We start from the raw sequence: 22401 nt of genomic DNA, 5'->3' as shown, positions 1-22401 counted from the left end.
AATTCAATGAACTTCCCTATAAATTTAATTTTATAAACATTTTACTATTTTTGATTGTCAATATGATCACTCTTTAAATTAAATAATTTAATAATAAGGTAGCTAATCCTAAGAAGAAGAAGAAACCTAATACATCTGTAAATGTTGTTACAAATATGGATGAAGCTAATGCTGGGTCTATATTAAGCTTTTTAAGCACTATTGGTACTACATAACCTGACATTGTAGCAACAACCATATTTAAAACCATGGCTACGCCTATAACTATTCCAAAAACAATATTTCTTTCCCACATATATCCTAATATAGATATTATAATAGCTATTACAGAACCTGTTATAAGTCCAATTCCGACCTCTTTAAAGAATGTATGCTTAATATTGTTAAAGTTTAATTCCCCTAATGCTAATCCTCTAACAATTATAGTTAATGTTTGTGTACCCGCATTTCCGCCCATTCCTGCAACTATTGGCATAAATGTAGCTAAAGAAACTACTCGTCCTATTGTACCTTCAAACATCCCTACAACTGCTGATGCTAAAATAGCTGTAACTAAATTAATAACAAGCCAAGGTAATCTACTTTTTACTGACTCTCCTAATGTTCCATTAATCTTTTCTTCCTTGTCTATTCCCCCAAGACGATGAATATCTTCTGTACTTTCATCCCTTAATATTTGCATCACATCATCAAAGGTTATTATACCAAGTAATCTTTTTGCATTATCTACTACAGGCATAGTTAAATATCCATATTTCTCAAACCTATGTCCAACTTCTTCTTGATCCATATTATAGGGAATCCATTCTACATTAGTATTTAAAATATCTGATATCTTAGTATTAAACCCTGAGACTACTAAATCTTTTAATGGAACTATTCCTTTAAGCTTATCAAAATTATCTATTACATATAAGTCATATATATTTTGAATCTCTTCTCCATATTGTTGTAAATATTTTAAAGTTTCCTCTACAGTCATATTCTCTTTTACTGATATAAATTCCGTAGCCATTATCCCTGCGGCAGTGTCTGGATCATAGCTTAATAATTGCCTAACTTTTCTAGCATCTGCATCAGTCATCTTTGCTAAAATCTTATTCGCTTGTCCTTCATCTAAAATCCCTAGTAAATCTGTTAATTCATCTGAAGACATTTCTTCAATAATATTTTTTTGTTTGTTCTCTGAAAACTGACTAAGTATTTCATACTTTTCCTCATTTTCAGCTTCATCTATTATTGATGCTATAAATTCCTCTGGTAATCTATATAAAATATCAGTTATATCTTCTTTATTATCACGTAATACATCTAATATATCTACTGGATGTATATCTTCTATATACTTAATAATTTTATCTTGTGGAGCATGAAGTAAAAATCTTCTTAACTCTTCCTTATTCATATCTAACTTCATAAATTTTCCTCCTAAAATTAGATAGGAGAAAATCCTTCAATAGAGATTACTACTATTAAGACTTTCCTATCTTTTTTATATCTAAATCTATTCAATTCATACATTGTCCCCAGATACGAGTCCATAGTAACATCTCCCTTCAAAATAAAAAACTTTTGCCCTCTACGACAAAAGTTAATAACATTAGCTTTATAATCGTAGAGCTTTAGCACTATAAAGCGTAGACACAATGTCAGCTACATTAAAAATCACCTTAGCGATGATTCTTGCTAACCCATTGGAATCTCTAGATTTTTCTGGGTAGTAGCATTTTTCTTTATAGGAACCTCACCTAACAATTTGTATTATATATTTATTCCTAATAATATACTATGCAATAAAAATCTACATGTCAATAAAATGAATATTATTTTATAACAAACTATACTTTAAACTATTATGAACCTCTAATATTATATACAATATATTAAATAAAAAAAAGTGAAAGAGCTTAGGAATTTATTCCTTTACTCTCCCACTAGTTTTAATTCTTTATTATTAAATTCTAATAGTTATAGAATCCTTTTCCTGTTTTTCTTCCAAGGTATCCAGCTCTAACATATTTTCTTAGAAGACTGCTTGCTCTATATTTACTGTCTCCTGTTTCATTATATAAAACATCCATAATAGCTAGGCAAACATCTAACCCTATAAGATCCCCTAAAGCTAAAGGTCCCATTGGATGATTTGCTCCATATTTCATTGAAGTATCTATATCTTCAACTGAAGCTATTCCTTCTTGTAGTATAAATGTAGCTTCATTTATCATTGGAATAAGTATTCTATTAACTACAAATCCTGGAGCTTCTGCAACTTCTACAGGCTCTTTTCCGATTGCAACTGATAAATTTTTAACAGAATCAAAAGTTTCTTGAGATGTAGCTATACCTCTTATAACTTCTACTAGCTTCATTATTGGAGCCGGGTTAAAAAAGTGCATTCCTATAACTTTATCTGGTCTTTTTGTTGCTGATGCAACTTCTGTTATTGATAATGATGAAGTATTAGAAGCTAAGATTGCTGATTCCTTACAAATTGAATCTAGTTCAGCAAATATAGTCTTTTTAATTTCCATATTTTCTACTGCTGCTTCTATCACTAAATCACAATCCTCAGCAAGAGATAAATCAGTAGTTCCCGTTATTCTTGAAAGTATAGCTTCCTTATCTTCTTCAGTCATTTTTCCCTTAGAAACTAATTTGCTTAAGCCTTTATTTATTCCAGCTATTCCTCTTTCAACAAATTCATCTTTGATATCTCTAACTATAACTTCATATCCTTTTTGAGCGAAAGCTTGAACTATTCCAGCACCCATTGTTCCTGCGCCTATTACAAAAATCTTTTCCATTTTTACTAAACACCCCTTTATAATTGATAGTTGTCAATTAATAATTAACAATTCAAAAAACTAAATTAATAAATATTAAATTTACTCTTTAATTGTCTATTTTCTATTGCTAATTGTCAATTATATTTATTGTATGTTAATTCTATTTCTCTTCTTTTAACTCTTTTACTTGTGCTGTCATTTCTGGCACAACTTTTAATAAATCTCCAACTATTCCATAGTCTGCTGACTTCATTATTGGAGCTGATGAATCTTTATTTATAGCTATTATCATATCAGAGTCTTGCATACCTGCAACGTGTTGTATTGCTCCTGAAATACCACATGCTATATATATATTTGGTCTTACTGTTTTACCTGTTTGACCAACTTGATAATCCCTTTCTATCCAACCATTTTCCACAGCTGCTCTTGATCCTGCAACAGTTCCTCCTAAGGCTTCTGCTAATTCTTCTAGTATAGCAAAGTTTTCCTTAGAACCAACTCCTCTACCTCCAGCTACTATAAAGTTAGCTTCACTTATATCAACTATATCCTTAGCTTCCTTTACAATTTCAACTATTTTAGTTCTAATATCTGCTTCTTCTAGCTTAACTTCAACATTTTCTACAGTAAACTCTCTATCTTCATCTGGAAGCTTTGAGAACACTCCCGGTCTTACTGTAGCCATTTGTGGTCTATGATCAGGGCAAGCTATTGTTGCCATTAAGTTTCCACCAAAAGCTGGTCTTGTAGCTAGTAAATCTGCTTTTTCAACATCAACATCTAAAACTGTACAGTCTGCTGTTAACCCTGTTGATAATCTAGCTGCTACTCTAGGCCCTAAATCTCTTCCAATGAAAGTAGCTCCTATAAATAATATTCCTGGTTTTCTTTCATTAGCTATATCGCAAATAACTTTTGTGTATCCATCAGTTGTATAATGCTTTAACAACTCATTTTCAGCAACGATAACCTCATCTGCTCCATGTCTTCCTAATGTGTCTGCTAATCCATTAACTTTATCTCCTAATAGCAATGCTGTTAGTTTTACTCCTAACTTATCAGCAATCATTCTACCTTCACCTAATAATTCTAGAGAAACCTTTTGAAGTTCCCCTTCTCTTTGCTCAGCAAATACCCAAACTCCATTGTAATCTGCCATACTCATATTTTTTACCTCCCATATATCTTAGATATAGTGCTTTTCCTTTAATTTTCCTAATACATGCTTTACAGCTTCTTGTGGAACTTCATTTATTATTTCTCCAGCTCCTTTAGCTTCTTTAGTCATACTCTTTTTAACCTTAGTCGGCGATCCTTTAAGTCCTAATTCATCTTTATTCACATCTATATCATCAGCTGACCAAATCTTTATTTCCTTATTAGCTGTGTCAAAGATATACTTAACATTCATATATCTTGGCTCATTTAATTCCTTTATAGCTGTTAAAAGAACTGGTGCCTTAACTTTTATTAATTCATATCCATCTTCTAATGCTCTATTTACTAATAATCCATCTTCTTCTACTTTAACATCTTGAACATATGTTACTTGAGGTATATTTAAATGTTCTGCAATTTCTGGACCTACTTGAGCAGTATCTCCATCGATTGCTTGTCTTCCTGCAAATACTATATCATACTCTAACTTTTTTAAAGCTCCTGCTAAAGCCTTTGAAGTTGCTAATGTATCTGCTCCTGCAAAAGCCCTATCAGTTATAAGAATAGCTTCATCAGCTCCCATACATAAAGCTTCTCTTAAAGCATTTTGTGCTTGAGGAGGTCCCATACTTATTACTGTAACTTTCGCTCCTGTATTGTCTTTTATTGTTAATGCTTCTTCTAAAGCATGTTTATCCTCTGGATTTATTATTGATGGAACTCCATCTCTTATAAGTGTTCCTGTTTTTGGATCAATCTTAACAGCTGTTGTATCTGGAACTTGTTTTAAACAAACTACTATATTCATCTATAAATCCTCCCTTATTATCTTAATGCATTTCCTGAAATAACCATTTTTTGAACTTCTGATGTTCCTTCATAGATTTCAGTTATCTTAGCATCTCTCATCATTCTTTCAACTGGATATTCCCTAGTATATCCGTATCCACCGAATATTTGAACAGCCTTAGTTGTTACATCCATAGCAACTTCTGCTGCATAAAGTTTAGCTCTTGCTGCTTCTACTGAATATGGAAGTTTAGCATCCTTTAAGCATGCTGCTTTATAAACTAAGTGTCTTGCAGCTTCTATTTTTGTATCCATTTCTGCAATCATCCATTGTAAACCTTGGAATGCTGCTAATGGTCTTCCAAATTGTTTTCTTTCCTTCATATAAGCAACTGCTTCGTCAAATGCGCCTTCTGCTATTCCTAAAGCTTGAGCTGCTATACCTATTCTTCCTCCATCTAAAGTTTTCATAGCTATACCAAAACCTTTACCCTCTTGTCCAATTAAGTTATCTTTTGGAACAATACAATTACTCATAACTAATTCTGTTGTTGAAGAAGCTCTAATTCCTAGTTTCTCTTCTTTCTTTCCTATTGAGAATCCTGAAAAATCCTTTTCAACTATAAATGCTGATATTCCCTTTGTTCCTTTACTTCTATCTGTCATAGCAAATATTATAAATGTTTCTGCTACTCCTCCATTAGTTATAAATATTTTTGATCCGTTTAATATATAATTATCTCCATCTAATACTGCTACTGTTTGTTGACCTGCTGCATCTGTACCTGCTCCTGGTTCTGTTAAACCAAAAGCACCAAGTTTTTTACCTGTTGCAAGATCTTTTAAATATCTTTCTTTTTGATATTTAGTTCCAAACTGCTCTATTAAAGATGCACAAAGAGAAGTGTGGGCAGACACTATAACCCCTGTAGTTCCACAAGCCTTTGATAGCTCCTCTACAGTTAATATATAAGAAAGCGTGTCTCCACCTGCTCCACCGTACTCTTTAGAAAAAGGAATTCCTAACATTCCAAGCTTGGCCATTTTTTCAACGTTTTCCATTGGAAATCTTTCAGTTTCATCAATTTCAGCAGCAATTGGTTTTACTTCATTTATAGTGAATTCTCTAGCCATTTGTCTCACTAATTCTTGCTCTCTAGTTAATTGAAAATTCATTTAATATACCTCCTTGATATTGAACCTTTTTTAATTATATGAATTTACTTAATTTAAATATTTTTAATTATTTTAATTTGAATTTTTTTTATATTTTATTTTTTCTGACTATTTGTTAGAAAAATTTTTGGCTCTCTTTTCCATAAATGCTTCCATGCCCTCTTTTTGATCTTCTGTAGAAAAGCATTTACCAAAATCTTCGGCTTCAATTTCTATAGCTTTATCTATATCTACTTGCATCCCCCTATTTATAGCATCTTTACATAACCTTACTGCTATAGGAGCATTTGCTATTATAGTCTTTGCCATATTTTTAGCTTCTTCCATTAAACTTTCTAGTGCTACAACTTTATTAACTAAGCCTATTTTTAAAGCTTCATCTGCCTTTACAGTTGCACAAGTATAAATAAGCTCTTTGGCCTTTCCTTCACCAACTAATCTTGGTAATCTTTGAGTTCCTCCAAATCCTGGTGTTATTCCAAGACCAACCTCTGGTTGAGCAAATCTAGCCTTTTCTGAAGCTATTCTTATATCACAAGCCATAGCTAATTCACATCCACCACCTAAAGCAAATCCTGATATAGCCGCAATAACAGGCTTGTCTAATTTTTCTAATCTTCTGAAAACTTTGTTTCCTAAAAGACCAAATTCTCTTCCTTCATCTTCAGTTAAGTCCTTCATTTCAGAAATATCTGCTCCAGCAACAAAAGCTTTTTCCCCAGATCCTGTTAGTATGACACAGTAAATATTTTGATCATTTTCTAAATCATCTAAAACTGCATCTAAATCTTTTAAAGTCCCTGAATTTAAAGCATTTAAAGCTTTAGGTCTATTAATTGTAACAATAGCTAGATTTCCCTCTTTTTCAAGAATTACATTCTTTAACTCCATAATAAAGTCCTCCCTTTAACTATACTTATATAAAATTATTCAATTTTTCATTAATCTTTAATTATATAAGCTTCTCAAACCTATACTTTATACCCTTTAATGTGACATATTTAACTAAACATATCAAAAATTCTTTAATAATCTATATGTTTAATAAATAAACCATTTGTTAATATTGTAACAATTAACAAAAAAAATAATTGAAGCCCCCGCTTCAATTATTATTATAAACTCTTAAATTTTCTTTTGCAATAAATATTTCTAATTTTAGGCAATTTTTTAATGTAACTACTTACTTTCATCTTTATCATGAAGTAAATATATTAATGTTAGTAAACTTTCTGATAAATGAACATTTTCAACTGTTACTTCTTCAGGTACAGATAAATCAACTGGAGCAAAATTCCATATGCCCGTTACCCCACCTTCTACTAAAGTATCACTAACCTTTTGTGCATTTATTCTAGGAACACAAATTATTCCTATATCTATACTATTATCTCCTAAATAATATTTTAAGTTATCAATATCTTGTATTTCTATATCTCTTATTTTCATTCCAATAAGCTTAGGATTTGCATCAAATATAGCTTCTATAGTTAACCCTATTTGAGAAAATCTACTGTAATTTGCTATTGCCTGACCTATATTTCCTGCTCCAACTATTATTCCTTTGTATTCTTTATTTAATCCCAATATTAGACTTATTTGATTATATAAATCTTTTACATTATATCCATAACCCTGTTGGCCAAAGTCTCCAAAACAATTTAAGTCTTGGCGTATTTGTGACGCTGTAAAGCCTATCTTTTCTCCTAACTCTTTTGAAGAAATTCTATCTACATCATTTCTTAACAACTCTTGTAAGTATCTATGATATTTTGGCAGTCTTTTAATTACAGCCATAGAAATATTCTTTTTCTTATCCATAACCTTCATTCTCCTAATCAAATTTATTTTCATATATTAAAACTTTATTATTACCAAATTTATAATATATATTTTAACACTTTTATTAAAATTTTAAAACAACTTGAGTTACGTATTTAACAAAGTTTCAAAATTTTCTTTTATTTTTCTTAAAATCTAAAAATAGATTATATACTTAATAAACATTTAATAAAATATTTTCCAATAAAAATTAATTTAATTATATTTAGTTATAAAAAATAGACTTATGTATAACGTAGCAGATCCGTTATACATAAGTCTCAAATTTATACAAAGCTTCTCAAAGCTTTGTAAACAAGATAATGATCTTGTATGCTTCCCTTACGCCTGAAAATTTTCAACCTAATTCATTATATTTAATATGATGAAATTTGTCAATAAAATAGTTATAAAATTATTTTAAACATCTAGTTGAATTTAGAACTGCTATTAAAGTTACTCCTACATCTGCAAATACTGCTTCCCACATTGTTGCTACTCCAAAAGCACTTAAAATCAATACTAATACTTTTACTCCTAATGAGAATATTATATTTTGCCATAAAACTTTATTTGTCTTTCTTGCAACTTTAATGGCTGTAACTAAAGCTTCTGGATCATCTTTCATTAAAACTACATCTGCGGCTTCAATAGCTGCATCTGAACCTATTCCTCCCATAGCAACTCCTATATCAGCTCTTGCTAAAACTGGTGCATCATTTATTCCATCTCCAACAAATATAACTTTTCCTTGAGTTGAATTATCTTTTATTAAACCTTCTACCTTTTCAACTTTATCTCCTGGTAATAATTCTGAAAATACCTTATCAACGCCTACTAGTGATGCTACCTTTTCTGCCACGGATTTATTATCACCTGTTAACATAACAGTTTGAGAAACCCCGGCTTCCTTCAAGCCTTCTATGGCTTTCTTAGCACCTTCTTTTATTTCATCGGATATAACTATATTACCTTTATATTCATTATTTATAGCAATATGAACTATTGTTCCAATTGATGCTATATCATTATAACTTATATTAAACTTTTCCATTAATTTATAGTTACCTACTAAAACTTCTGCTCCGTTAATTAAGGCTTTAATTCCATGTCCTGATATTTCTTCATAATCACTTAACTCTTCATTTTTTATATCTTTTCCATATTCCTTTATAATAGATTGAGCTATTGGATGATTTGATAAGCTTTCTGCTATAGCCGCAACCTCTATTAATTCTTCTTTTGAAATATTATTATTATTATTATTTATTTCTGTTACCTTAAAAACTCCTTTAGTTAAAGTTCCTGTTTTATCAAAAACAACTGTATTAACATCTTTAAGAGCTTCTAGGTAATTTCCACCCTTAACTAATATACCTTTTTTAGATGCTCCTCCAATCCCTGCAAATAATCCAAGAGGAATAGAAACTACTAATGCACAAGGACAAGATACAACTAAGAATATTAAAGCTCTATAAATCCAATCTGAAAAACTTGCATCCTTTATAACTAATGGAGGTATTATAGCTAACGCTAAAGCTGAAAATACAACTATTGGAGTATATACTCTTGCAAATTTAGTTATAAACTTTTCAGTTGGTGCTTTTTTATTAGATGCATTTTCTACTAATTCTAAAATTCTTGATACTGTTGATTCTTTAAAGTTTTTAGATACCTTAACTTTTAAAACACCATTTGTATTTATAAATCCTGCTAAGATATCTTCTCCCACAGAAACTTCCCTTGGAACTGATTCACCAGTAAGTGCTGATGTATCTACAAAGCTTGTTCCATCTAATACAACACCATCTAAAGGTACTCTTTCACCTGGCTTAATAACTATTATATCATCTATATTGACTGTTTCTGGTTTAACTTTTTCTTCTTTTCCATCTACTAAAATATTAGCATATTCAGCTCTTATATTCATAAGAGATGTTATTGATTTTCTAGATCTATTTACTGCATAAGATTGGAATACCTCTCCTATTTCATAAAATAACATAACTGCTACCCCTTCTTTAAAGTCACCTACGAAGAAGGCTCCTAAAGTAGCAACTGTCATTAAGAAGTTTTCATCAAATACTTCTCCTCTGAATATATTCTTTATAGCTGTTAAAACTACTTCTCCTCCAATTAAAACATAACTAAGAGCAAAAAGTATTATTGATATCATTGAATTTTCTTTTGAAATGATAGCAACTATATATATTATTGCACCTATTATTAACCTAATGTTCTCCTTTATACCAACTTTTCCTCCATGTGAATGATCATGAGAGTGTCCGTGTGAATCATCATGAGAATGTCCATGATCTTCTCCTCTTAAATGGGTATGAGAATGTTCCTTCCCATGATTATGATTTTCTTTATCACTATCGCTTTCTATAGAACAGCAACTACTTGTACATCTATTAACATTTTCAGTAATGTTATTATTATCATTTTTATCAAATACCTTAACTCCTGGCTCTAGCTTTTTAATTATTGATTTTGTTTCTTCTATTACTTCTTCTGTTGGTTTCTCTCCATTTAATTCTATAATTAAATTTGAAGTTGTAAAATTCAAAGTGGCTTCTTTAACTCCATTTAAATTATTAACTCTAGTCTCAATTTTATTTGCACAATTCGCACAAGTTAATCCAGATAAAATCAATTTTATTTCATTACTACTCATTTCTATCCCCACTTTCTTATTCAATAATATGCTTAAATCCTTCATTAAATATATGCTCAATATGATCATCTGCTAATGAATAATATATTACTTTTCCAGCTCTTCTAAACTTAACTAATCTATTTGATTTTAATACTCTAAGTTGATGTGAAATCGCTGATTGAGTCATATTTAATAAAGCAGCTAAATCGCATACACATAACTCTTCTTGAAATAAAGCACATAATATTTTTATTCTTGTAGAATCGCTGAAAGCCTTAAATAAATCAGCTAAATCATATAAAGTTTCTTCATTTGGTATAGAACCTTTTACTTTTTCAACTACATCTTTATGAATTATAGTACAATTACAACTTTCCAATTTATTTTCTTCCATAATTCCCCTCCAAACTCATATGAACAATTGTTCATATGTTTATTTAATAATATTATATGCTATTCTTATTAAATGTGTCAACTTTAAATAAAAATCTTTTGTAAAAAAGTGGACATATGTAATCATATTTTCAAAACTTTAAGCTTTTATACTCGCCTAAACCTAAAAAAGAGAGCTTTACAGCTCTCTATATTACCAATGCAATATGCTCTTTTAATTTTTGATTTAAAACAACTTCATTCAAAACCATATTTACAACAGTACTGCAAATATGACTAGCATAAATTAGATCTTTTTCATATGAGGATTTTCCATTATATTCTTCCTGTAGCTTCATTATATATTTTCTTATTTCTTCTGAAGTCAAATGTAAATTTATATCTTTTTTAATATTATAATTCTTTGTAAATTTATTTAATTCATTTTCATATAATACATGTTCTTTCATAGCATTAGCACTTTTAAATTCCCATCTTTGAAAATGTGGAATACAGAAATAATCACATAAAAAGTGACATACAACTCCTAATTCCTGATTAAACTTATTAGGTGAATATCTAGTATAGATATCATCTAAAGTTAGAGAAGATAAAAATTCTATTTTTTTTACAATCATTTCAAAACTTTCATCAATATAATGTTTTTTAAACTTATATTTTGATACAGAATCAGGTTTTAAATTTCCCCAAATAAAATGACCATCATTTATTATAAAAACTTTATCTTCTTCAACATTGTTTATAAATTGTTGTGCTAAAGCTTTGTGAGTATTCATCATCATAATTTCCTCACCTCGCTTTTATTTTTATATCTTTATAATAATACTATAGATGATAAAAAACAAATATGTTTTTTTGTTTATATCTCCATTTATTATCATATTAACTTTTAATTCTCTTTATTAAACATTATAAATTTATATCCATTTTTTGTTAATGTTTTTATTTAATTCCCTTTATTTCTTTTATTTTCTTAATTAATAAAGGTTGTATTGAAGGATATGTTAATTCCTTTGGCTCTCTTTCAAATAACTTAACTTCTCCTATTTCAAAATTTGGTAACTCTCCTAAAGAGTTTATTTCTGCATAGAATAAAGAAGCAAAACTTTTTTCGCCTTCTATTATTAAAGAATAATCATTTATATATGTTATTTTAAATTCTTCTGCTCCTGTTTCTTCTCTTAACTCCCTTTTAGCAGTAAAATTTATATCTTCTCCAACTTCTCTATGTCCTGCTGGTATTTCCCAAGTTCTTCTTTTTTTGTGCTTTACATAAACCCATTTATCTCTATACCTAGAAACTATTATTGCATAAAGTAATTTTTCATTTTCTATTGTATTTTTTTCATAAAATTCAATTTTCATATGTTTCTCCAATTTTAAAATATAAGTTAATTTAATTTTTATTCAATTTATTTAAATATATGTATTTTTCCACTATCATTTAAATTTTTCAAAATAATAACTATAATTGGTAAAATAAATAATCCAAGGAATCCAAATATTCTAGCACCCATAAACATACATACTAACATTACTAAAGGATGTAATCCTACTTGCTGACCAACAATCTTTGGCTCTAATATATTTCTTATTACAGTAATAGTTACATATAATATCGCAAGTCCTATTGCTAATCCAAAATTTCCTTTAATAGCTTCTATTATAACCCAAGGTATCACTACTCCACCTGTTCCCAGCACTGGAAGTATATCTACTAATGCTATTAATGCTGCTATTGTTATAGCACCCTCTACTTTTAAAATAGACAGCCCTATTGATAATTCAATAAAAGTTATACTTATAATTATTGCGTATGCCTTTATAAGTTTAAATAAAGTTCCTACTATATAATCCTTAATATCTAATATTATACTAGAAACTTTATCCGGAAATTGTCTAGTTATGAAACTTGTAATATTTGTATAGTCCATTGCACAAAAGAATGATGAAATAATAGATAATATAACTATAATAAAAAATGTTGGAACTGATGATACTGTAGAAGATACAAATTTAACAACTCCTGATGATATGTTAGTAATTATACTTCCTAATGACTCAACAAGTGAGGAAGTTATATCATTAATTCCCTGTACTAATGCAGGATCAAGTTTTGCTATTAAAACCTCTATTCCATCAAGTAAATCATATACAGCTGGTTCTATATTGGTTAAATAAATATTAGGCAAACTAATAAATACTGATTTTAAAGCTACAAACAATTTAACAACAAGTAAAGCAAAAAGTGCACCAACAGTTGCATAAAAAATTAGAACTGTTATTCCAGCTACTAACTTTCTATTTATTCTAAACTTACTTGATATGAAATTAATTAGCGGCTTTAATATAAATGCTATCCCAAACCCTATAACAAAAGGCATAAACCATCCAAGCCCATATTTAATAGTAATGTATATTATTGCTCCAACTATTATTAAGTATATAGTATTTATAATAAACTCTCTTTTTTTCTCTACTCCCATTTTTTATCTCCTTAATTTTTTATTTAAATTATACAATAAAAAATTTGTATTTTAAATTTCTAACTTTAATATTAAGCTAAAATTCAGAATTTAATTTCAATTTATTTTTACTTTCTAGAACAATAAGAGTTTTCTATATTCTAACTAATCTAATTTTAATAATACACATATAATAATTTCTAATTCAATGTATTACTGTTACTAGCTATTACTTTAAAATTTCTTTATTATATATTTTTATATAATAAAATAGAGAAGACACTTCTTCTCTACTTATAATTAGCAATCGATACTTAATAATTAATGAAATAATCTAACTAGACCAAACTAAAAAATATATTTATGAACTTCATTTGGAATTTCTATCTTAACTTTTAAATATAGTCTTCATATTCTGGCCTATTGGTTAAGTCACCCAATAAATGTTTTATTTCTTGATCTTTATTTTTATCCATTATTAATATTACATCTCCAGAATCCACTATAACTAAATCCTTTATTCCCAATCCAATTATTAAATTTTTATCTCCAAAAATAGCACAATTCTCACTATCTTGAAGATATACATTATTACTTATTTTATTATTTTTCTCTTCTTCTAAATATCTGCTTAAAGCTGAAAAGCTTCCTATATCATCCCATATAAAATCACTTTTTATTACAAAAGCTTTTCTAGTTTTTTGCATAATTCCAAAGTCTATTGATATTCCATCTATTAAAGGATATTGTTCATTTATAACTTCTTCTTCATCCTCTTCGCCAATGTGTTTGTATATTTCCATTAATGATTTATATAATTGAGGTAAATATTTTTCTATCTCTCTTAATATTACATCTGCTCTAAATACAAACATTCCAGAGTTCCATAAATAAGTTCCTTTTAATAAAAAGTCTTTTGCAACTTCTATATTAGGCTTTTCTGTGAACCTAGCTACTTTATAAGTGGGTATCTCTGATTGTATTCTTTGTCCCATTTCAATATATCCATAACCTGTTTCCGCTCTAGTTGGTGTTATTCCAAGGGTTACTATTCCTCTTCTCTTATTTGCAATATCCACAGCTTGTGATAATGTTTCTATATAAACCTTCTCAGATTCTATATGGTGATCTGAGGGTAAAACAACCATAACAGCATCCCCATCTTTTTTTAAAAGCTTAACAGCTGATAGACCTATACAAGTCGCTGTTTCTTTATTTTGTGGTTCTGTGAAAATATTATTTACGTTTATGCTATTTAATTCTGTTTTTATTTTATCCTCATAACCTTTATTAGTAACCACATAAATATTTTCCTTCTTAATTAAAGGAGTTATTCTATCTACAGTATTTTGTAAAAAACTTTTGTTATTTATAACCTTCAAAAATTGTTTAGGCTTACTTGACCTTGACAAAGGATAAAGTCTAGTTCCTTTTCCTCCTGCTAATATTAGCCCGTATATCAATAACTTTCAACTCCATGTAATACTATAATACATTCTATGCTATTTATTTTTATTTTGTGAAATTTTTAATATTTATAAAAGTTTTTTCTATTTAGTATCCCCTCTTTAGACAAATTTTATGTATTGACATTTTTCTAAAATAAGTTTAAAATTAGTCTATAATTTAATATTTCCATTAAGAGGGAGTAGTAAAAAATATAACGTCAACATTCGCGACCTTATGGTCTGGTGTTATATACCAATTTGGTTACGAGACTTTTAATACAGTTTTTCATAACTTGAAAATTGTATTAAGAGTCTCTTTTTGTTTATAGGCTCATATATTTCTAGGCTAATTTTTATATAAAAACACAAAATATTAATACTAAATAGTTTGGAGGAATTATTATGGAAAAATTTTTTTCTAAGCCATATGAAGAAGTGTTAAAACAGTTTAATGTATCTAAAAGTGGTTTAAGTGAAAATCAAGTAAAAGAAAATTTAGAGAAATTCGGGTACAACCAATTAACTGAAAAGAAAAAACAAACTATGCTACAGGTTTTTTTAAGCCAATTTAAGGATTTACTTGTAATAATATTAATTGTAGCTGCTATTATATCAATGGCTACAGGTAATGTTGAAAGTACTTTAGTTATTTTTGCTGTTATAATTTTAAATGCTATATTAGGTACAGTTCAACATTTTAAAGCAGAACAGTCATTAGATAGTTTAAAAGCACTTTCTTCCCCTTCTGCAAAAGTTTATAGATCTGGTAAAAAGGTTGAGATTCAATCTAAGGAAATTGTTCTAGGAGATATTTTAATATTAGAAGCTGGAGATATGGTCGTTGCAGATGGTAGAATAATTGAAAACTTCTCACTTCAGATTAATGAAAGTTCTTTAACTGGAGAATCTGAAAGTGTAAATAAATTTGTTGATTTAATTGAAAGTGAAGAAATAGCTTTAGGTGATCAAAAAAATATGGTTTTCTCTGGCTCTTTAGTTACTTATGGTAGAGCTTTAGTTGTTATAACTGGAACTGGAATGAATACTGAAATAGGTAAAATAGCTCATTTAATGGAAGAAACTCAAGAAAAACAAACTCCATTACAAGCTAGCTTAGATGATTTTAGTAAAAAATTAGCTATAGGAATATTAATAATCTGTGCTTTAGTTTTTGGTCTTAGTCTTTATAGGGGCACTAATATGTTAGATTCTCTTATGTTTGCTGTTGCCTTAGCTGTTGCTGCTATACCTGAAGCATTAAGTTCTATAGTTACAATTGTACTAGCCTTAGGAACTCAAAAGATGGCTAAGGAAAATGCTATTATTAAAAAACTTAGAGCTGTTGAAGGCTTAGGTTCAGTATCTGTAATCTGTTCTGATAAAACAGGTACTCTTACTCAAAATAAAATGACTGTAAAAAAAGTTTATATTGATAATAAATTAATTGATGGTGAAGAAATAGATTTAAATGACGAAGTTTCAAATTATTTAATTAATAGTTCAATTTTATGTAATGACTCTACTTCTAAAGAAGGTGTTGAAATTGGAGATCCTACTGAAGTAGCTCTTGTTAACTTAGGTCATAAATTATCATTGGACGAACTGTCTATAAGAAAATCTTATGCTAGATTATCTGAATTACCTTTTGATTCTGATAGAAAGCTTATGAGCACACTTCATCACTTTAATGATAAGTACTTAATGTTTACTAAAGGTGCTTTTGATGTATTACTAGATAGAGTTAAAACTATTAAAACTTCTGAAGGTGTAAGAGAAATTACTTATGAGGATAAACAAAATATAATTAATTCAAATAAACAATTATCTCAAAGTGGATTAAGAGTTTTAGCATTTGCTTATAGAGAATTTGAATCTTCTCAAGAATTAACATTAGATGATGAAAATAATTATACATTTATAGGTCTTATTTCAATGATAGATCCTCCAAGAGAAGAATCTGCTGAAGCTGTTAAGGATTGTATCACTGCTGGAATAAAGCCTGTTATGATTACGGGAGACCATAAGATTACAGCATCTGCCATTGCAAAACAAATAGGGATTTTTAAAGATGGCGATAGAGCTATTGAAGGAATAGAACTTGATAAAATGTCAGATGAAGAATTAAAAAATAACATAGAGAAAATTTCAGTTTATGCAAGAGTTTCTCCTGAACATAAGATACGAATAGTTAGAGCATGGCAAGAAAAGAATCAAATAGTTGCAATGACTGGAGATGGAGTTAATGATGCTCCTGCTCTTAAACAAGCCGATATTGGAATCGCAATGGGAATTACAGGAACAGAAGTATCTAAAGATGCAGCTTCTGTAATATTAACAGATGACAACTTTGCTACAATAGTTAAATCTGTAGCTAATGGTAGAAATATATATAAGAATATAAAAAATTCTATTAAATTCTTACTATCAGGTAACGCATCTGGTATATTATCTGTTTTATATACTTCATTAATGGCTTTACCGATGCCATTTGCAGCAGTACATTTATTATTTATAAACCTTTTAACAGATAGTTTACCTGCTATTGCAATAGGAATGGAAAAATCACAAAAAGATTTATTAAAAGAAAAACCTAGATCAAGAAATTCATCTATATTATCAAAAGATTTTATATATGAAATAGCAAGTGAAGGATTAGTTATTGCAATATTTACTTTAATAGCCTTTTATATTGGATTAAGAACAGATAAATATGTTGCATCTACAATGGCTTTTGCAACACTTTGTTTAGCAAGATTATTTCATGGATTTAATTGTAGAGGAGATAGATCAATATTTTCAATTGGATTATTTTCAAATAGATATAGTTGGATGGCATTTGGTATAGGATTAGTATTATTAAACTGTGTACTATTTGTTCCATTCTTAGAAAACTTATTTGAAGTTGCTAATTTAACAGGTGCACAAATTGGATATATTTACTTGTTAGCATTTATACCTACTTTAATAATACAAGTTGTTAAAGTAATTAGAGATTCAATAAATGATAGAAAGCATACTAATCATACTTCTTCACAAGAAAAAGAAAATGTAGAAAAAGTAGCTTAATAAAAAGTTTCATAAAAAGCAGTTTGTACTACGTACAGACTGCTTTTTTTAATAAACTTCATATGGTATTTCAAATTCTGGCATTCCTCCTGCATAAGGCGCTATTTCATAATAAGGAAAATGAATTATAAGCTTTCCATTATCTATATAAAAGCTTTGATCATCTTTTATCCCATTAAATCCATCTTTACCAGTGAAATAATACTCTGGATTTTTATTTATTTCCTTTTGTATAGCTTCATTTATAAATTTCTTATAGTCATATCCTTTTTTAAATAAATCTTTTAGTTCTAATTTTTCTCCTGTAGAAATATCTACATTATATGTTTTTCTAGTAGTAATTCCATGTGCCCCACCACTAAACTGATAGTAATCTATAAAGAAGCTTAATATTTTCTTATCATTAGTTAAAGTATATCTTGCATTTAATTGATATGGAATTGTTGGATTAAATTCTTGGCTAACATCTTTTACATCTTTTATCCACATGTCAGTCCAATCCAAAATTTCCTTGTTGATAACTTTTTCTTTATCTTTATTAGCTAATCCTACTATTTGTGGGATTTCGACATCTATATTTATGAAGTTTGTATTTTCTTTTATAACCTTATCCACAAGCATTGGATTTTCGACAATATTACTATTAAAATTTATTAACAATGCTTGTGGATAAATGTGGACAACCTTTAACAATAACACTGTAATTAATAACCCTCTACAAACTTTTCTCATATGACTATATCTCCTGTTTTTATAAATTATAATAATTTTCTGCATTTTCAATAATTATATCTACAATATATTATCTACAATAGTGTTAATAATTATTAACACTATTTTCAACATAGTTTGCACAACTTATCCACAGGGACATGTGGATTATGTGTGTAACATACAGATTTTTACTGTAATTTATTTCTATACAAATCTATAAAGTTCGCAAACCTTCCTATTATAGCCATTTACACGTCTGTGGATAACTTTTTAATATTTTAATAAATATACTAAAAAAGCGGACATATGTAAATTTACTTATTCCGTCGTCCAACTCCAAGTCAACGCAAACTTACATATGTCCACTTACAAACTCAAGATAAGGAAAAGCTATAAGCTGCAATAATTTAACAGCTTATAGCTTTCTAATCATCAAAATCCTTTGTTCTTCCTGAATTACCAATTAATAAATTTAACTTTTTTAACTCTGTATATGTTAAATCTCTCCACTCTCCAATTTTTAAATTATCTAATTTTATATTCATAATCCGTATTCTATTTAACTTAACTACATTATAACCCAAAGCTTCACACATTCTTCTTATTTGTCTATTCATACCTTGAGTTAAAATTATTCTAAATGTATTTTTATTTTCTTTTGTGACATAGCATTTTTTAGTTACTGTACCTAATATTCTTACACCATTTGCCATGGAGTCTATAAACTTTTCATCAATAGCTTTATCAACAGTAACTATATATTCTTTTTCATGATTATTTCCAGCTCTTAATATCTTATTTACTATATCACCATCATTTGTTAGCAATATTAATCCTTGAGAATCTTTATCTAATCTTCCTATTGGAAAAATTCTCTTTTTATGATTTACAAAGTCAACTATATTTCCCTTAACCTTTTTTTCTGTAGTACATGTAATTCCTACTGGTTTATTTAATGCTATATAAACTAAATCATCAATTTTCTTTATAGATTTACCATCTACTCTAACATCTGCTTCTTCTGTTACCTTCGTACCCATAACTGCTTTTATTCCATTTATAGTAACTCTACCGCTTTCTATAAGCTTATCTGCTTCTCTTCTGGAACATATTCCTGTTTCACTTATAAATTTATTTAATCTTATTTCATTTCCTCTATCATTATGTACTATTACATACTTTTTCTCACTATTCTTTTGCTTCATAATTTATCACCTTTTACAGATTTTATGGACTTACCTTATGTTCATCTCCTGAATTATTTAACATAACTTTAAGTTTCTCTTCTTCAATAAAATTTTCTGTTTTCTCTAAAACTCCATATTTTAAAGGATTCCCAGCTACAGTAACTATTACTCCTGATTCAGGAAACATTTCATTGTTAGCAGCATAATTTAATATATTTTTTATTGAATCATCTATTTCAGAGTTATTTACATTTAATTCTTTTAGCATATTTCCGCCTTTTTCTGTTTTACTATAAGAATCTATAACTCTATTAAAGCTGTTTACCTCTAATGTAATTTCAGAAGTAGTTTCTATTACTACAGTTTTATCAATGGATCTATACTTAAATATTGATATCATAAGTATAACTACAATTAAGCTAATTAATATTGAAAATTGTAATTTATACTTCTTAATAGAAATAGCTTCAGTACTAATTAAATCTTCTCCAACTTTATTTTCCTTACCGCACTTAACCTTTACAAACTCACCTTTAAAAGTTAATACTATAGCCTTCCTAATACTCTTTTCTAGTATAATCCCCCTATGCTCTGTTGACTTTATAAGCTCAGAAACCTCATCTACTCCCATTATGTTAATAGCTTCAACTATTTGTATATATTCTTGTAGATACTTGTAATTAGGATTTGATAATATAACAACATATGTTATTATATGCTCTTTCCAATTGTGAAAAAATTCTTTTTCTATTGGTGTTCTTTTGAAAAGTCTATTTATCGGAAATTTCTTTGTTGTATTTAAGTATTCAAAAAGTTCTACATCTTCTATCATAAAATAGGCTATATTTAAAATTTTGTTTCTTACATTATATGATGGCTCTTCATGTGTTAAATCTTTAATAAGTATTTTATAAGTTAAAAGTTCATTTTTTAGCCTTTCTATTTCTTCTGACCTTTTCTCAACAACCTCTTCTAAAGCTAAATTTGATGGAGCCTTAGTTGAGAATTTATATTTATCACTTTGAAAATTGCTCATTATTCTCCTCCACTTTGTAGATCCTTTGTTTCTATAAGCTTACCTTTTACTATAACTCTCTCCTTAGCTCCAACAGTACAAGTTATTAAGGTAATTGTTGCATCATCTGTTTTATCTAAAACATCAACCCTACTTGGATCAACTATAAAATTTTCATCTATTTTGTATATATACTCTTTCTTATTTGCCTTAACTATAATATCGTCTCCTGCTTCAACTTTGTACAAGTTTACAAATGCTTCTGAATAATCTGATACCCTGTGACCAGCTACCACGAAATTTCCTTTTTCTCCTGGTTTTGCTGAATCTTCAAAATGACCTAAGTAATACTGAAGTACATTATCAGACATTCCTTCCACTAAGCCTTGAGATAAGTTTATACTTGGAATTTCAATTAAAGCAATAGGTTTATATCCATTAATTGATTTATCACCATTATCAGATCCCTCACTTTTCGGATCTTCATTTATTACTTGTTCTAAAATATTTTGAAGCTCTTTTTGTTTCTTTGAAGTTTCCATTTTTTTATAAACAATTGATATTATCAATGCTAGTCCAACTATTATTAAAATAATCCCTATTACTCTTCTAATCTTTTCTTTCAAATTCATCATCTCCCATTAAACATTTATACCACTCTATCATATATTATATCATAAACATTATGGACTTTTATAATATATATGTTCTAATTATTAATTTACATTACATTTTGTATTATTTATTTTATAGTAAAATCTCATTAGCAGTATATGAAGAAAATTTAAAAGCATATATATTTTTGAATTTTATATATAAGTTCCTGTAATACCGAATTACTTATACTATAACAAAGTGTATTTACTTTAATTAAATTAATGCAATTTATTAGAACTTATATATGCTTTTTATAGTCTATTAATATTTTAGGAGCAACTTATGAATAGAAAAATAATTTATGTAGATTTCGTCCTTAAACGTAAGAAACTTTCATCTAGGACCATTCACTTTATTTACAAGCTTAATATTAAATTAAATCATCTTATTAATAAAATATTTAAGAAAAAATATGTAAAAAATAATTCTAAAGTCTATCCCTTTAAAAAAGTATTATAGTTCTAAAAAATAAATTTTAAATATATCTTCTATATTTATGGTAAAATAATTCTATAATTAATTTAGAGGTGATAAAGTGAGGATAGGATTAGGATACGATGTACATCGTTTAGTTGAAGAAAGAGACTTAATAATAGGAGGAGTTAAAATTCCTTATAAGCACGGTTTACTTGGACATTCAGATGCTGATGTATTACTTCATGCAATTATGGATTCATTGCTTGGTGCTTCAGCTCTAGGTGATATAGGCAAGCATTTTCCTGATACAGATGAAAGATTCAAAGGTATTTCAAGTTTAAAACTTTTAAAACAAGTAGGATTACTTCTTTCAGATAATGGTTATTCCATAAACAATATAGATGCAACTATTATTGCTCAAAAACCAAAAATGTCTCCTTATATACAACAAATGAGAGAAAACATAGCACAAGCTTTAGAAATTGATTTAAGTCAAATTAATGTTAAGGCAACTACTGAAGAAGGACTTGGATTTACTGGCAGTGGTGAGGGTATATCCTCTCAAAGTATATGCCTTCTTACAATGGATAATAAATAATTAAAAAGTTAAGAATTAAATTAAAGCTTATAAAAAGCAAGGAGATAAC

The 22401-nt window shown here is 28.3% G+C and carries 19 protein-coding genes and 1 riboswitch; of the genes, 2 read left to right on the top strand and 17 right to left on the bottom strand.

Translation table 11 applies throughout. The annotated features are described in order from the left end of the window. Nucleotides 1-73: 73 nt before the first annotated feature. The 13 genes from mgtE to ACH36K_RS03880 all read right to left on the bottom strand — a co-directional run bounded on the left by mgtE (nucleotide 74) and on the right by ACH36K_RS03880 (nucleotide 14713). Nucleotides 74-1417: a magnesium transporter gene (mgtE, locus tag ACH36K_RS03940; protein ID WP_411169660.1), complete on the bottom strand. Its 1344-nt coding sequence runs from the start codon at nucleotides 1415-1417 to the stop codon at nucleotides 74-76. A 183-nt stretch (nucleotides 1418-1600) separates the two neighbouring features. After that, nucleotides 1601-1763, bottom strand: a riboswitch (M-box (ykoK) riboswitch). Between the two features lie 198 nt (nucleotides 1764-1961). After that, entirely contained in the window at nucleotides 1962-2804 is an 843-nt protein-coding gene (locus ACH36K_RS03935) for a 3-hydroxybutyryl-CoA dehydrogenase (RefSeq protein ID WP_411169659.1), read from the bottom strand. Nucleotides 2805-2946: 142 nt separating this feature from the next. After that, nucleotides 2947-3954 (bottom strand): electron transfer flavoprotein subunit alpha/FixB family protein, encoded by a 1008-nt coding sequence (locus ACH36K_RS03930; protein WP_411169658.1) that lies wholly within the window; start codon nucleotides 3952-3954, stop codon nucleotides 2947-2949. A gap of 21 nt (nucleotides 3955-3975) precedes the next feature. Then, on the bottom strand, nucleotides 3976-4755 hold the full coding sequence (locus ACH36K_RS03925) for an electron transfer flavoprotein subunit beta (protein WP_411169657.1): 780 nt from the start codon (nucleotides 4753-4755) through the stop codon (nucleotides 3976-3978). A 17-nt stretch (nucleotides 4756-4772) separates the two neighbouring features. Beyond that, nucleotides 4773-5912 carry an acyl-CoA dehydrogenase gene (locus ACH36K_RS03920; protein WP_411169656.1) on the bottom strand — a complete coding sequence of 380 codons (1140 nt, stop codon included), beginning with the start codon at nucleotides 5910-5912 and terminating at the stop codon, nucleotides 4773-4775. A gap of 108 nt (nucleotides 5913-6020) precedes the next feature. Continuing rightward, the gene (locus tag ACH36K_RS03915) at nucleotides 6021-6803 is read right to left on the bottom strand and encodes a short-chain-enoyl-CoA hydratase (protein ID WP_411169655.1); all 783 of its coding nucleotides are present in this window, start codon (nucleotides 6801-6803) and stop codon (nucleotides 6021-6023) included. Between the two features lie 288 nt (nucleotides 6804-7091). After that, nucleotides 7092-7733, bottom strand: a complete 642-nt coding sequence (locus ACH36K_RS03910; RefSeq protein WP_411169654.1) for a redox-sensing transcriptional repressor Rex — start codon at nucleotides 7731-7733, stop codon at nucleotides 7092-7094. Between the two features lie 415 nt (nucleotides 7734-8148). Continuing rightward, on the bottom strand, nucleotides 8149-10410 hold the full coding sequence (locus tag ACH36K_RS03905; protein ID WP_411169653.1) for a heavy metal translocating P-type ATPase: 2262 nt from the start codon (nucleotides 10408-10410) through the stop codon (nucleotides 8149-8151). Nucleotides 10411-10426: 16 nt separating this feature from the next. Next, the gene (locus tag ACH36K_RS03900) at nucleotides 10427-10786 is read right to left on the bottom strand and encodes an ArsR/SmtB family transcription factor (RefSeq protein WP_411169652.1); all 360 of its coding nucleotides are present in this window, start codon (nucleotides 10784-10786) and stop codon (nucleotides 10427-10429) included. A 187-nt stretch (nucleotides 10787-10973) separates the two neighbouring features. Further along, entirely contained in the window at nucleotides 10974-11567 is a 594-nt protein-coding gene (locus ACH36K_RS03895; RefSeq protein WP_411169651.1) for a zinc dependent phospholipase C family protein, read from the bottom strand. A gap of 160 nt (nucleotides 11568-11727) precedes the next feature. Further along, a complete protein-coding gene (locus ACH36K_RS03890) occupies nucleotides 11728-12150 on the bottom strand; it encodes an NUDIX hydrolase (protein WP_411169650.1) in 423 nt (140 codons plus the stop codon). 47 nt (nucleotides 12151-12197) lie between these two features. After that, nucleotides 12198-13271 carry a sporulation integral membrane protein YtvI gene (gene ytvI / locus ACH36K_RS03885; RefSeq protein ID WP_411169649.1) on the bottom strand — a complete coding sequence of 358 codons (1074 nt, stop codon included), beginning with the start codon at nucleotides 13269-13271 and terminating at the stop codon, nucleotides 12198-12200. A gap of 374 nt (nucleotides 13272-13645) precedes the next feature. Beyond that, nucleotides 13646-14713 carry a mannose-1-phosphate guanylyltransferase gene (locus tag ACH36K_RS03880; RefSeq protein WP_411169648.1) on the bottom strand — a complete coding sequence of 356 codons (1068 nt, stop codon included), beginning with the start codon at nucleotides 14711-14713 and terminating at the stop codon, nucleotides 13646-13648. Between the two features lie 387 nt (nucleotides 14714-15100). Here ACH36K_RS03880 and ACH36K_RS03875 point away from each other — a divergent pair, with 387 nt between their 5' ends. Beyond that, entirely contained in the window at nucleotides 15101-17764 is a 2664-nt protein-coding gene (locus ACH36K_RS03875; protein ID WP_411169647.1) for a cation-translocating P-type ATPase, read from the top strand. A 48-nt stretch (nucleotides 17765-17812) separates the two neighbouring features. Here the strand turns inward: ACH36K_RS03875 and ACH36K_RS03870 are convergent, their stop codons facing one another. From ACH36K_RS03870 to ACH36K_RS03855, 4 genes are all read right to left on the bottom strand, one after another. Further along, a complete protein-coding gene (locus tag ACH36K_RS03870; RefSeq protein WP_411169646.1) occupies nucleotides 17813-18496 on the bottom strand; it encodes a DUF3298 and DUF4163 domain-containing protein in 684 nt (227 codons plus the stop codon). Between the two features lie 407 nt (nucleotides 18497-18903). After that, entirely contained in the window at nucleotides 18904-19683 is a 780-nt protein-coding gene (gene rluF / locus ACH36K_RS03865) for a 23S rRNA pseudouridine(2604) synthase RluF (protein ID WP_411169645.1), read from the bottom strand. A gap of 22 nt (nucleotides 19684-19705) precedes the next feature. Next, nucleotides 19706-20701 (bottom strand): hypothetical protein, encoded by a 996-nt coding sequence (locus ACH36K_RS03860; RefSeq protein ID WP_411169644.1) that lies wholly within the window; start codon nucleotides 20699-20701, stop codon nucleotides 19706-19708. Continuing rightward, nucleotides 20701-21306: a sortase gene (locus ACH36K_RS03855; RefSeq protein WP_411169643.1), complete on the bottom strand. Its 606-nt coding sequence runs from the start codon at nucleotides 21304-21306 to the stop codon at nucleotides 20701-20703. Before ACH36K_RS03855 ends, ACH36K_RS03860 begins: the two co-directional genes overlap by 1 nt. A gap of 566 nt (nucleotides 21307-21872) precedes the next feature. On the opposite strand from ACH36K_RS03855, the gene ispF reads away from it, so the two are divergent. Beyond that, the gene (ispF, locus tag ACH36K_RS03850) at nucleotides 21873-22352 is read left to right on the top strand and encodes a 2-C-methyl-D-erythritol 2,4-cyclodiphosphate synthase (protein WP_411169642.1); all 480 of its coding nucleotides are present in this window, start codon (nucleotides 21873-21875) and stop codon (nucleotides 22350-22352) included. Nucleotides 22353-22401 lie beyond the last annotated feature (49 nt).

The sequence above is a fragment of the Clostridium sp. MB05 genome, assembly GCF_046581255.1.
Lineage (GTDB): Bacteria > Bacillota > Clostridia > Clostridiales > Clostridiaceae > Clostridium.
Note: the sequence above shows the minus strand (reverse complement) of the source record. Positions and strands in the feature narration are given on the sequence as shown.

What these genes read in the sequence shown, in the direction of transcription:
- mgtE (WP_411169660.1), bottom strand. Translation starts at nt 1,417, where the DNA reads ATGAAGTTAGATATGAATAAGGAAGAGTTAAGAAGATTTTTACTTCAT.
- ACH36K_RS03935 (WP_411169659.1), bottom strand. Translation starts at nt 2,804, where the DNA reads ATGGAAAAGATTTTTGTAATAGGCGCAGGAACAATGGGTGCTGGAATA.
- ACH36K_RS03930 (WP_411169658.1), bottom strand. Translation starts at nt 3,954, where the DNA reads ATGAGTATGGCAGATTACAATGGAGTTTGGGTATTTGCTGAGCAAAGA.
- ACH36K_RS03925 (WP_411169657.1), bottom strand. Translation starts at nt 4,755, where the DNA reads ATGAATATAGTAGTTTGTTTAAAACAAGTTCCAGATACAACAGCTGTT.
- ACH36K_RS03920 (WP_411169656.1), bottom strand. Translation starts at nt 5,912, where the DNA reads ATGAATTTTCAATTAACTAGAGAGCAAGAATTAGTGAGACAAATGGCT.
- ACH36K_RS03915 (WP_411169655.1), bottom strand. Translation starts at nt 6,803, where the DNA reads ATGGAGTTAAAGAATGTAATTCTTGAAAAAGAGGGAAATCTAGCTATT.
- ACH36K_RS03910 (WP_411169654.1), bottom strand. Translation starts at nt 7,733, where the DNA reads ATGGATAAGAAAAAGAATATTTCTATGGCTGTAATTAAAAGACTGCCA.
- ACH36K_RS03905 (WP_411169653.1), bottom strand. Translation starts at nt 10,410, where the DNA reads ATGAGTAGTAATGAAATAAAATTGATTTTATCTGGATTAACTTGTGCG.
- ACH36K_RS03900 (WP_411169652.1), bottom strand. Translation starts at nt 10,786, where the DNA reads ATGGAAGAAAATAAATTGGAAAGTTGTAATTGTACTATAATTCATAAA.
- ACH36K_RS03895 (WP_411169651.1), bottom strand. Translation starts at nt 11,567, where the DNA reads ATGATGATGAATACTCACAAAGCTTTAGCACAACAATTTATAAACAAT.
- ACH36K_RS03890 (WP_411169650.1), bottom strand. Translation starts at nt 12,150, where the DNA reads ATGAAAATTGAATTTTATGAAAAAAATACAATAGAAAATGAAAAATTA.
- ytvI (WP_411169649.1), bottom strand. Translation starts at nt 13,271, where the DNA reads ATGGGAGTAGAGAAAAAAAGAGAGTTTATTATAAATACTATATACTTA.
- ACH36K_RS03875 (WP_411169647.1), top strand. Translation starts at nt 15,101, where the DNA reads ATGGAAAAATTTTTTTCTAAGCCATATGAAGAAGTGTTAAAACAGTTT.
- ACH36K_RS03870 (WP_411169646.1), bottom strand. Translation starts at nt 18,496, where the DNA reads ATGAGAAAAGTTTGTAGAGGGTTATTAATTACAGTGTTATTGTTAAAG.
- rluF (WP_411169645.1), bottom strand. Translation starts at nt 19,683, where the DNA reads ATGAAGCAAAAGAATAGTGAGAAAAAGTATGTAATAGTACATAATGAT.
- ACH36K_RS03860 (WP_411169644.1), bottom strand. Translation starts at nt 20,701, where the DNA reads ATGAGCAATTTTCAAAGTGATAAATATAAATTCTCAACTAAGGCTCCA.